We start from the raw sequence: 11,696 nt of genomic DNA, 5'->3' as shown, positions 1-11,696 counted from the left end.
CGATATATGTCTTTTGAAACCACACCGCACCCGCTTTCTTCTCTGCAACGTCAGGCGCTGGGCGCTGCGGCCATGCTGTATCAGCCACCGGTGATGCGCTCCACTCATCCCGCCGACGGCACGCTGCGCTTTGGCCTGATTGCCGACCCGCAGTACGCTGATGTGGAGGCAGATGTGCCGAAAAATCTCTATTATCGCCATGCACTGCACAAGCTGCCTAAGGCGATTGCCACCTTTAACCGCAAGCCGCTCGATTTTGTCGTCACGCTGGGTGACCTGGTGGATCGCCACTGGTCAAGCTATCAGGCGCTACTGCCGCTGTATGAAACACTGCATCATCCGCATGCGATTGTGATTGGCAACCATGATGCGCAGGTGATTTCTGACCGCCTGACATCGGCGCATACGCCGCCAGCGGGCTTACCGAAAAGCTATTATCAGTTCCGCCTTGCGGGCTACCGCTTTATCGTGTTCGACGGTAATGACATCAGCCTGTATTGCAATCAGGGCAACGGTGATGACCGTCAGCAGGCGAAAGCGATACTGGCCGACCTGGTGGCCCGTCAGCAACCGCAGGCCGAGCTGTGGAACGGCGCGGTGAGCAGTGCTCAACTGGCATGGATTGAAACGCAGCTGCAACAGGCCCAGCAGTTGGGAGAAACCGTGGTGGTGTTTGGTCACTATCCGCTGGCCCCGCATACGGGTCATATCCTGTGGAATGGCGGTGAACTGGCTGATTTGCTGTGCCGCTATCAGGTACGTGCCTGCTTTACCGGGCATGACCATCGCGGTGGCTATGTGCGGCGCGACAATACCGATTTTATTATTATGAAAGGGATGCTCGACGGCGCGGAAGACGTCCCTTACGCGGTGGTGGAACTGCTGGATGGCGTCGTGACTGTAAGGGGATACGGAAATGAAATCAGCCGGATACTGACAAAAGATTAGTACTTATCCGATTCTTGCGGCAACGGGCGGACGGCAGCAAGAATCGGCATGACGAAAAGAAGAATATTAAATAATATGACGCTCAAATATTTTATAGGGCGATTCGCGCTCAGAATAGTTGACGATCGAGATCCCAAGGGTTTTTGCATTCTCCTGCGCCAGGACCATTTTTCTCTCGATATATTCCGGGCCATATCGCATTGGATCAGGCGTACCATGGCCATAGAAAAAGTCTTTTTCAAACCCCTGAAAATAATTATCCGCCCACTCTTTTATGGTTTTTTCTTTTTTATTATTAAAAAAATTCTGAATATTAGGCTTGTCGTCCGCGACCCATTTATCCGTTTTATTTTTGTTATAGTCGTGGTCAAACCCAAGCAAACCAATTCTTTCTGGCGATAAACCCAGCATTATCCAGTACAGGCCCTGGAAAAAAGAGGTGTAGCCAATATTTATTTCAATATCAAAGCCTGTATCCGCCTGAATACCCAAACGACGGGCACCTTTATGAATAACCGCAGAGTATTCTTCATGCCTGATCTCATGTTGATAATTCACGCAAGAAGGGAAATTCTCCTTCGGAAAATCATTAGGATGTATCCAGTAATCAAACTCGCCTCCCTCATAGATACGCCAGGCATTATTGAGGCACACTTTGATATGGTCGTGATATTTATCACTACGCGCCTGCTGGGCCGATAGACCGCTTCCGACAAAAAGAACCTTCATAAATATAATCCTTTATATTTTTCAACATGTTATTCATTTGATTTCTGAGTTTTTCGCGTTCCCAAACGCGGTGGCAACTTATCAGTTCAAGGTCATAGCGACAATGAGTAAAAATACTATTTTGAGGCGAAAAAAAGCGAATTTTCCTGTTATTTTTTCAGGGACGGTGAAAGACCTGAAAATCAGACGTTGCGCCCACCGGAACCCCGGCGGGCGCAACGCATCAGCCGTGAGCTTTAAAAGTTATACTGAACCCCGATGCGCAAGCGGGTCTGCCTGTCATCGGCGGTTTTCCTGACAGAAACATCACCCACCTGCACATACGGCGTCCACTGCTTATTGATGTTATACGCCACCTTCAGATCCTGCTCATAATCCCATTTGTCGTTGTCGTATAACACCTGGTCACTGTGCTTATAAATATAGTTATATTCAAAGCGCCAGTCCGCCAGACGATAACCCAGCCAGAGTTCACCCCGGTTCGTTTTCTTATCATCCGTATTTTCTTTCGTCGAGCGCGTATATTCATAACGGTAGCGCACGTTAAAATAAATACCGTTTTCAAACTGGTATCCGGTGGTTAAAAATGGCTTATAAATACTGTTATCCGAACTGGATTCCAGGGTGAACCCCGGCTGCAGGAACCAGGCGGGCGTGACTTTGTACTGATAACTGACGGTACTTTCTGTACCGCTATCCACCAGATCGGTAAAGGCTTTATTCTTATTATCGCCCCCCGATTTCCATTTGGCTTCCAGTGAAAAACCAAAGCCATTATCAAACCGGTGTGACACCATGAACCGATCTTTGTGTTGTTTACTGTCGTCCAGCCACTCATGGCGAACGTCGAGAGTGACGGCCTGACTACTGGCGCTGGCCAGCAGCAGACCGCAGAGCAGCAGTCTGTTATTTTTCATTTTGGTATCCCAGAGAGTTTGATGTTATTTTTGGATCGTACTTTTGATTAATTCACTCGTTTTCACGTGATAAAAAACATTCGTGTCATCGGTATTACCGCTGACCACATCGTCATATTTCCCCGGCACGGTACGCAGAGAAATATTGCCGCTAAACGTGCCCTGTTTATCTGGCGTGGTGTAAGGCGACGGACGGAACAGGAAGTTAAACCGCTGGTTATCCAGCGCCCGGTTGCCTGCAATAATCAGCGCGCCTGGATTGAAGTTATCGCTGAAGCCATCCATGCCGTTGTTCAGTGCCATGTTGTTGCGCGCCACATGCGCCACGGGCAGCCCTTCGCCTCCCAGTTTGAAGCCGTTGCTGCCGTTATTTACCGACAGACTGTTTTCGATGGTGACGCTGCCGTTCGGGCCGTCTTCAATTTTGTTGAACAGGTCAAAACCGTCATCAATATTGTCGTGGGAATAGCAGTTCACCAGGTGGTTGCCCTCACCGACACGCATTTTCACCGCAAAACCGTCAGCGTTTTTCCGTCCCGGGTCCTGATTACCCCAGGACTCAGCGTTGCTGATCAGATTATGGCTGGCCCACAGCGCGCGGCCGATGCCATCCGGTGAGGCGACCCAGATGCCGGTATCATCGGCATGATGAGCACGGACGCGGTCGATATGGTTGTGACTGCCGGCAATATGGAAACTTTTCTTCGTGACGGTGATGCCCTGAATATGCCAGTAGCTGGCATCGAGCGTCAGACCGTTAAACACCACGTTGTCGCCCAGCGGCCGCAGCATTTTACGGTGCTGCCCGGTGCCGCTGGCCGTGGCAGGGATCACCGTGGCCGGATACTCGCCCTCCGCCAGCCACAGCGTGCCGCCCGGCGCCAGCAGATTGACGGCGCTGGCTACATCCAGCGGATGTTCACGTGAGCCATCGTTATCCGCAGCCCCCTGCGCGGAAGCGTATAGCGTATCCGGATGACTGACCTGCGCCAGGCTTAGCGGGTACGTTTGCGTCAAACGCTGGCCGTTATCCGGTGTAAAGGTGACCTTGAGATCGCGCGGCGTCGATGTGACCTTCACCGGCAGCGCCACTACGTCGCCGCCACGCACTCTTTTCTGGCGCAGCAGCACGGTGTCACCACGTTCTATAGTGATCAGACCGTTGCCGTTGGTGCGCAGCTGGAACACGCCGTCACGCCTGGTGAGGCGAGGGGATGACATCACTTCAATACGCGATTGCAGCACAGGCGCGATATACGGCGCACCGGGCTGCGTATGTGCCTCACTGAGCGTCAGCGTGGCGTGATTCACCGTGATGCTGGCATTACGTGACGCAAAGAAGCCGACGTAATACTGCGTTTTATCCAGTTGGGCGATACGGTCTGCACCCGCCACCGTTTTGCTGCTCCATGCGCTGCCGCCCTGAGGGGCATACGCCACCTCAAACCCGCTGTCTGTTCGGCTCAGACGCAGTGAAAAATGCTGTGGCGTATTCAACGATTGATACGGCTCACGCACGATGCCGATGCCGGTATTGCCCCAGGGCTGCTGCACGCCATGACGGGCCACCAGCGCCACCACGGGCGGCTTGTCACCGATCGCCATCACCGTATTCATCACCATATTCGAGGCGGCCGGTAACTCTTCAATCCCCGGCTGAACAGCGGGCGCGCGTGCAGGGCCTAAAATATCGCGGACCAGCAATCCCGCCCCTTCCTGCCCGGCCGGTTTTGCCCCGTTTTCCGGGCCGAACTGATTCAGCGTGATATCGGCTTCCAGCAGGAAATTGGCGTCCGCCGGTAAGCGCGTATAGAAGTACGTCAGGCCATCGTGGCTGTTGCCCACCTTGCCGCCACGGCTTTCCAGCGTGAAGGGCGTGGTGAGCAGGCTGCCTTCTGCCGGCACCGCTTTGCCTCCGGCCAGCAGGGTTTCATTGCGACCGATTTTGTCTGCCAGTACGTTGGTGGCAAAATTAACGTCGGTCGACTGACCAAAGGTGATGCTGTGCCAGACCAGCGTGCCAGGCTCCGGCAGCGCCGCCGCAACGGGCGCGCTCAGCCCGAGGGACAACGTGATAATACAGAGTTGACGTTCCCACATAATCATTCTCATCCTTTAGGCGCAGGGCACCGCTGGCCGGGTTTTCCGGCCAGTCGGTAGGTGGATAAATCGCGTGTTAAATCGGGGTATTACGGATGCTGTGTGCGGTTCACCAGCGGTTTCGGTGCAGGCTCCTCAACCAGTTCAACGGCAGGGGTATCGAAGATTTTGCGGCACACTTTACTGTTGCCCCAGCACTCTTCATACGGGTAACCGATCAGCTCTTCCATCACTAAGCGCACGTCTGGCTGAACATGGCCGATCAGCCCACCCGATTTGATTCTGGCGACTTCGCCCAGCACCACCAGGTGCGTTTTGCGGTTCAGCTTCATCTGATGGCTGAAGACCATCGCCATCAGCGCCAGCGCAATCACGCCCACACAGAAGACCAGCGCAATTGCCGTAATAGCACTTTCCGGCTGCGTTTGAGATTTAGACTGGAAGCCGTAGAAGCTGAGGATGGCGCCCATCGCGAAGACAATGATCGAACGCATCAGCTTGCCGGAGAAGGTCATGGCACCGGCGTAGATCCCTTCACGGCGACGGCCAGTAAAGGCTTCATCGATATCCGCCAGGAAGGTATAGACCGTCCAGGGAATGTAGTAGACGCCGCCCGTACCAATGCCGAATACCACGGTGATGCCCAGCATGGCGGCGGTGGCGTACTGCTGCGGCAAATGCAGGAAGTGCAGCAGGCTGTAACACACCACGGAGAACACCACGATGCCCAGCGCCAGAATGTAGGGTTTACTGAAACCGTGCTTGACGCAGATGCCGATAAAGATCGCGGTGGAGAACAGCTGTAACAGAGAGTTAAGGCTGCTCAGGCCCGCCACCATCGCCGGGTCGTACTGCAACACGAAGATGATGAAGTAGGTGAAGACCGAGGCGAACAGCCACTCGGCGCCGAACCCGCACAGGTACATACCCAGATGCTTGCGGAACACGCGCAGATGGAAGGTCGACTTCATATCGCGCACCAGCGTCAGCATGGTTTTCGCCAGCGTCATTTTCTTCTCATCGACCGGCGTCGTCTCTTCTACCGGGCGTTCCCAGGAGGAGATATACAACATGATCATCGCCACGCATAAAATCACGCCGTAGGTCAGCGCCGTGAAGAAGAACGGCTCGGCAGATTCTTTACCGTAAATGAGAATGAACTGGCCAGGGATAAATGCCGCGAGGAAATTGGCAACCTTACCGAAAATCGCCTTGTAGCCGGTCAGCTTCGAGCGCGCCGAGAAATCGGTGGTCATCTCAGTGGCGAGGGTTTCATAAGGCACCATCACCGAGGTGTAGATCAGCTCAAACAGCACGTAGGTTGAGAGGTAGTACCAGAACCCGAAGCCTTCCACCCACAGCAGCGGGTAGACCATCATCAGCGGGATGCCGAGTAAGATAAAGAAGCGACGGCGGCCAAAGCGTTTGCCGAGGCGGGTTTTGCCGAAGTTATCCGAAAGATAGCCCATCAGCGGATTACTGATCGCATCGATGATGCTGGCAACAGAGAAGATCGCCGACGCCTGTAACAGCGTCAGCCCGCAAAAAGTGGTATAGAAGTAAAGCAGCCAGATACCGGCAATCGCCAGCGCCCCGCTACCGAGTAAATTACCACCGCCGTATGCCAGCTGATGTCTGAAGAGAATTGGTTTTTCTACGTTCATGTGAGCCCCGCCCAGAGAGATTTTATAAAAATGAACCGTTGTTTTATTTTTATAGATACGGTGTTTTATATAGATCTCCCCACTGAATAGATGTGAATTAACTCACACTTAAAACAGCGGGCGGTGATTTCTCAGACAGATTTGCGAGACATGTAACATTCTTATCAATAAAACGACTAAGCCAGCCTCACCTGGCCCACCGTGATGCCGCATAAAAATGATGAAATAGCTGTTATTTTTACTACAATACAGACACTTAAATATAACAATTTGTCCGAAGCATCCCGGTGAGAAAAGAAAAAAACGTCCCACTACCTGCGCCATCTATCCCGCTTTTCTGAACAAAAAGCGGCTGTTTTGTGATCGGCTTTGCATTTCTGGCAGCGACTGACCCCGCAGCCTTCTCCACGGTGGTAATGTGTTTTCATATTTATGAAACAGCATTTCAATTAAATGAAGACGCTCAACACAGGGCGACACTCATGGCCACCGATGGAGTGAATCATGGCAAAAGGTTCTCAGATCCAATTCAACTTCCACACCGTTCAGGATGCGCAGACCGGCGCCCGGGTGACGCGCTTAACGCCACCTGATGTGCTGTGCCACCGTAACTACTTCTATCAGAAGTGCTTTACCCGCGACGGCAGCAAGCTGCTGTTTGCCGGAGAGTTTGACGGTCATCGCAACTATTACCTGCTCGACCTGAAGACGCAGAAGGCGGTACAACTGACGGAGGGCGCAGGTGATAACACCTTCGGCGGTTTCCTGTCGCCGGATGACCAGCACCTTTATTACGTTAAAAATGAACGCCTGCTGCAACGCGTTACGCTGGCTGACTTCAGTGAGGAAACCGTCTATCAGGTGCCGGATGCCTGGGTCGGTTACGGCACCTGGGTGGCCAACAGCGAGTGCACCAGCCTGGTAGGGATTGAGATCGACCGCAAGGACTGGACGCCGCTCTCTGACTGGACCATTTTCCAGTCGTTCTATCACAGTAACCCGCACTGCCGCCTGCTGCGCATCGACTTGCTCAGCGGCCAGTCTCACGTCATCCATGAAAAAAATGAGTGGCTGGGGCACCCGATCTATCGTCCGTTTGACGACAGCACCGTGGCATTCTGCCATGAAGGCCCGCACGATCTGGTGGATGCGCGTATGTGGCTGGTGAATGAAGACGGCAGCAACGTGCGTAAAGTGAAAGAACACGCGCCAGGGGAAAGCTGCACTCATGAGTTCTGGGTGCCGGACGGCTCTGCGCTGATCTATGTTTCCTATCTGAAGGGCCAGCACGACCGCCATATTCGCCGCTTCGACCCGCAAACGGGTGAAGACATCAGCCTGATGACCATGCCTGCCTGCTCGCATCTGATGAGCAATGACAACGGCACACTGCTGGTCGGCGATGGCTCCGGTACACCGGTAGATGTGAAGGATACGGCCAGCCACACCATTGAAAACGATCCGTGGCTGTATATTTTCGATGCGCAGACGCGTCAGTATGCGCCGCTGGCTGCACATAACAGTTCCTGGCAGGTGCTGGACGGTGACCGCCAGGTGACCCATCCGCACCCCTCTTTTTCTCCGGACGATCGCCATGTGTTGTTCACGACCGACCATGAAGGGCTGCCTGCGCTCTATCTGGCGGAGATCCCGGATGCCCTGCGCCACTCATTAAGGAAGGATTAAACCGTGTTTATCTACAAGCAAGACAGACCCTTACAGGACCTGGGCGATGGCGTAAGCCGTCGCGTTCTGGCCCACGGCGGCAGCATGATGGCGGTGGAGGTCAGCTTTGAGACCGGCGCCATTGGCCCGATGCATCACCATGTGCATGAACAGCTCACCTATGTGCTCTCCGGCCGCTTCCGCTTTACCATCGGCGACGAAACTCATGAAGTAGGCGCTGGCGATACGCTGTATAAAAAGCCGGACATTGTTCACGGCTGCATCTGCCTGGAAAAAGGCGTGCTGTTAGATACCTTCACCCCGCAGCGGCAGGACTTTTTATAAGTTATCGTGCCCAATAAAAAACCGGTGCTGATTCAGCACCGGTTTTTTTATGCCTGAAGAAAGAGAGCGCGTTATGCGAGGATTTCACGCACAAAGTTTTCGATCTCTTTGTTCTGGCTGTTCTCGAAGAAGCATTTCTGGAAGCGCTCGCCGGAGACCGCCGTTTTTACCAGCTCTTTATCGATAGCGCGCAGTGTATCCAGGTAGTTCTCTTTAACGATGGCGGCTTTCACCTGATTTAAGATGCCGGCATTGCGTACCTGAGGCTCTTTACGATCGGCCGGATAGCCCTGACCTTTCGCACCGCTAAAGGCTTTTTCGAAGATAAAGCGCACGTTCAGCTCGGCACCCCAGCCAAATCCTTTGGCAAACGGCAGCGACAGCGCATTGCCGTTGTTGATCTGGGCAAACAGGAAGGCGTCTGCCGGGTCAATGCAGTAACCGCAGATCACGCCCGGATGCAGGTTCAGCGACATCAGCGCGCCCTGGCCGGTGCCACAGCCCGCCACCACAAAGTCCACCGCCTTCGAGTTCAGCAGAATGCTGGCCATGATCCCCAGGTGAATATAGGTCAGGTGGTGATCCTGCTCGTCTGACATGCCAACGTTATACACCGGGTACTCTTTCTCCCCGGCGACCGCGTTCAGCTCTTTCAGGATAATCGCGTTTTTAGCCGCCTGGCTGTTTTCCATCATCAGTGCAATTTTCATTTTAACGTCCTCTTGGGTGCAGCGGGATCGCCCGCTGCACATCAGTGAATTAGGGGGTATTAACGCGCCAGCCAGCCGCCGTCGACGGCGATGGTGTAGCCATTAATATAGTCAGATGCTGTAGATGCGAGGAACACCACCGGCCCCATCAGGTCGGCTGGCAGGCCCCAGCGCCCGGCCGGGATGCGGCCGAGGATCTCTTCGCTACGGGCTTCATCGGCGCGCAGCTGCTGAGTGTTGTTGGTGGCCATATAGCCGGGTGCAATCGCGTTGACGTTGATCTGGTGCTTCGCCCATTCGTTCGCCAGCAGACGGGTGACGCCCATCACCGCGCTTTTCGAGGCAGTATAAGAAGGCACACGGATACCCCCCTGATAAGAGAGCATCGACGCAATGTTAATAATTTTCCCGCCTGTTCCCTGCGCGATAAACTGTTTTGCCACCGCCTGCGACATAAAGAACACGGATTTGATGTTCAGGTTCATCACGTCATCCCAGTTCTTTTCACTGAAGTCGATGGCGTCTTCACGGCGGATAATCCCGGCGTTATTCACCAGAATATCCAGGTGGCCCATCTCGGCGACTGCGCGCTCCAGCAATCCCGGGATCACTTTGGTGTCACTGAGGTCGGCGGTCAGGCTGAGGAAACGACGCCCGGTTGCCGCGATGCGTTCAATGGTCTCTGTGGGTTCGACAATATTGATACCGACAATATCGCAGCCCGCTTCCGCCAGGCCGAGCGCCATGCCCTGGCCTAAACCGGTATCGCATCCGGTCACCACCGCCACTTTTCCCGACAGGGAGAAATTATCCAGAATCATGTTATTTCCTTGAGTTTGACCAAACATGTTCAGGCGCTTGCCGTGACCCTAAAGTGTGCGGACAGTGCCCGATACCAAAACTGATACAGGCAGCTTAACGGCAAAGTGGGGTAAACTCAACAAAATGAAACGATGTTTCATTTTATATAAACCTGAGTATCTATTTTTGCTGCGGGGATCACATCCTGGAGAGTTCAGGAATGATGTAGAGGCCGATCATCTTTTCCGATCGGCCCGGGCGGATGGTGTGTACCACGGGCCAGGTCTGCATCACAAACAGGAGTGGCTGCTCATCCGGCGTCAGGTCCGGGGCCAGTTTGAGCACGCCGGATCGGCAAAAGACGCATCCATGCGGGCCTCGACACGCGCCGTCCTGGCGCGTGACGCCCGGCTTACCTCAAGCTGGCCCCCTCCACGCAAAATCGTACTCGCTGTCGGTTTTAAAAACCCAACGCGATTGCGATTTCTCGTAGGGGTCGATCATCTTTTCCGAACGACCCTTTATCATTGGTTTATTTAACATATTGGATCATCACCTAAGCCATAGGTGCAGGCATAAGGATCGGTCCACTGGTTGTCTTTAAGGAAAAAAGTGGCTGAGTCGCCATTATCAAAAATAGCAAGCCCTAAGCCACTGGATTGAACTGTCCAGACCCCGGACGCTCCATCTTTAAATTTTATTTTCCCTGTTGTCAGACAAGGTGAATAATATTCATGAAGTAAGCTTCCAATTTCTTGCGACTCTTTTGCAAGATTGAAAAATCGGATCATTTGCTTTTCTGTTGGCCTGTAGACTTTACAAGCTTCTTTTTCATTTTTATTTCCACGCCTTTCATCATATGCTCCAACTTCATCGATTGTAATCTCACTCACTACTCTTGCCTGAGCCTGAATAGATATATAAAGGAGTAGAGAGAGCACGAGATAAAAAGTCATTTTAATATTTATCATTTACAGGAAAATTTCCCTTTCACTGTTAACATGAAAAAACTGCGCCAGCCTCGGCGCAGTAGTTTATTTAGCATGAGGGTTCGTCACTTAAACCATAGGTGCAGGCGTAAGGATCGGTCCATTGGTTGTCTTGATTATGGAAAAAATAGGTTGTTTCATTATTACTGAACGTCACATAGCCAAAACCACTGGATTGCAGAATCCAACTCCCAGAATCACCATCCTCGAATGTGATCAACCCGGTAGACAGACAAGGAGAGTAGTACTCATGAAGAATATTCCCGCTTTCCTTTGACTCTTTGGCGAGATTAAAATAACGAATTAACTGTTCTTTTTTGGGTATAAATACCTTGCAGGCTTCAATTTCATTTATATCATTACGCCCTTCATCATGTGTACCAGTCTCTGTAATCTCAATATCTTTAACCACTCTCGCCTGAACTGGTGTTGATATGAATGTGCCTAAGAAAATAATATAATAGAGTGATTTTATTTTTATTACCATTTTGCTGTGCTCGCCTCCGTGGCATTTTTCCTTCCTATTTCAGGATGACGATATATTTCGTGCATAGGAATATTTAACGTGGTAGTTAACTCTTTAATTAACCATTTAAGTGAATCATTTTGCCGATCGTTGACGGGTTCGTAGATGAGTTTTTTCTTTGGTCCTGTTTTTTCTGACTCACCCACAATCTCGATCCCAATACTATCAACATTGCTCGGGAATCGATCAGGGTAGTTTTTCACTTTTTCAATCTGATGCACTTTGTCAGAATTTCTCCATGACTTTTCCAGTTCAGCCACTTTTTGAAAATCCGTCGGTTCGCATTTTTTGGTCAGAAAACA

General features: G+C 52.2%; 13 protein-coding genes. 3 read left to right on the top strand and 10 right to left on the bottom strand.

The window, feature by feature from the left end:
• The first annotated feature begins 6 nt into the window (after nt 1-6).
• Nucleotides 7-948, top strand: coding sequence for a metallophosphoesterase (locus HHI26_RS17745; protein WP_159338342.1), 942 nt, complete (start codon nt 7-9; stop codon nt 946-948).
• A 66-nt stretch (nt 949-1,014) separates the two neighbouring features.
• Here HHI26_RS17745 and HHI26_RS17740 read toward each other — a convergent pair whose 3' ends face one another.
• From HHI26_RS17740 to HHI26_RS17725, 4 genes are all read right to left on the bottom strand, one after another.
• Entirely contained in the window at nt 1,015-1,677 is a 663-nt protein-coding gene (locus HHI26_RS17740; RefSeq protein WP_171149449.1) for a hypothetical protein, read from the bottom strand.
• 236 nt (nt 1,678-1,913) lie between these two features.
• Nucleotides 1,914-2,594 carry an oligogalacturonate-specific porin KdgM family protein gene (locus HHI26_RS17735; protein WP_133844653.1) on the bottom strand — a complete coding sequence of 227 codons (681 nt, stop codon included), beginning with the start codon at nt 2,592-2,594 and terminating at the stop codon, nt 1,914-1,916.
• Nucleotides 2,595-2,618: 24 nt separating this feature from the next.
• The gene (locus tag HHI26_RS17730; protein WP_241008308.1) at nt 2,619-4,700 is read right to left on the bottom strand and encodes a right-handed parallel beta-helix repeat-containing protein; all 2,082 of its coding nucleotides are present in this window, start codon (nt 4,698-4,700) and stop codon (nt 2,619-2,621) included.
• Between the two features lie 83 nt (nt 4,701-4,783).
• On the bottom strand, nt 4,784-6,358 hold the full coding sequence (locus tag HHI26_RS17725; RefSeq protein WP_167864179.1) for an MFS transporter: 1,575 nt from the start codon (nt 6,356-6,358) through the stop codon (nt 4,784-4,786).
• A gap of 504 nt (nt 6,359-6,862) precedes the next feature.
• Here HHI26_RS17725 and HHI26_RS17720 point away from each other — a divergent pair.
• Nucleotides 6,863-8,044 carry an oligogalacturonate lyase family protein gene (locus HHI26_RS17720; RefSeq protein ID WP_171149448.1) on the top strand — a complete coding sequence of 394 codons (1,182 nt, stop codon included), beginning with the start codon at nt 6,863-6,865 and terminating at the stop codon, nt 8,042-8,044.
• Between the two features lie 3 nt (nt 8,045-8,047).
• A complete protein-coding gene (locus HHI26_RS17715) occupies nt 8,048-8,368 on the top strand; it encodes a cupin domain-containing protein (RefSeq protein WP_133844661.1) in 321 nt (106 codons plus the stop codon).
• A 71-nt stretch (nt 8,369-8,439) separates the two neighbouring features.
• Here HHI26_RS17715 and HHI26_RS17710 read toward each other — a convergent pair whose 3' ends face one another.
• The 6 genes from HHI26_RS17710 to HHI26_RS17685 all read right to left on the bottom strand — a co-directional run.
• A complete protein-coding gene (locus tag HHI26_RS17710; protein WP_133844663.1) occupies nt 8,440-9,078 on the bottom strand; it encodes an RpiB/LacA/LacB family sugar-phosphate isomerase in 639 nt (212 codons plus the stop codon).
• A 59-nt stretch (nt 9,079-9,137) separates the two neighbouring features.
• Nucleotides 9,138-9,899 (bottom strand): 2-dehydro-3-deoxy-D-gluconate 5-dehydrogenase KduD, encoded by a 762-nt coding sequence (gene kduD, locus HHI26_RS17705; protein ID WP_159338338.1) that lies wholly within the window; start codon nt 9,897-9,899, stop codon nt 9,138-9,140.
• A 178-nt stretch (nt 9,900-10,077) separates the two neighbouring features.
• A complete protein-coding gene (locus HHI26_RS17700) occupies nt 10,078-10,224 on the bottom strand; it encodes a hypothetical protein (protein WP_171149447.1) in 147 nt (48 codons plus the stop codon).
• 191 nt (nt 10,225-10,415) lie between these two features.
• Entirely contained in the window at nt 10,416-10,850 is a 435-nt protein-coding gene (locus HHI26_RS17695; RefSeq protein ID WP_171149446.1) for a hypothetical protein, read from the bottom strand.
• Between the two features lie 67 nt (nt 10,851-10,917).
• A complete protein-coding gene (locus HHI26_RS17690) occupies nt 10,918-11,355 on the bottom strand; it encodes a hypothetical protein (protein ID WP_171149445.1) in 438 nt (145 codons plus the stop codon).
• The coding region (locus tag HHI26_RS17685) for an N-acetylmuramoyl-L-alanine amidase (protein ID WP_205945563.1) at nt 11,349-11,696 on the bottom strand (348 nt) is incomplete at its 5' end. The genes HHI26_RS17685 and HHI26_RS17690, both read right to left, overlap by 7 nt.

Origin of the sequence: Erwinia sp. JH02, assembly GCF_013074405.1 — a bacterium.
Classification (GTDB): domain Bacteria; phylum Pseudomonadota; class Gammaproteobacteria; order Enterobacterales; family Enterobacteriaceae; genus Erwinia; species Erwinia rhapontici.
The sequence above is the reverse complement of the archived record's forward strand: the minus strand, read 5'-3'. Positions and strand labels throughout refer to the sequence as shown.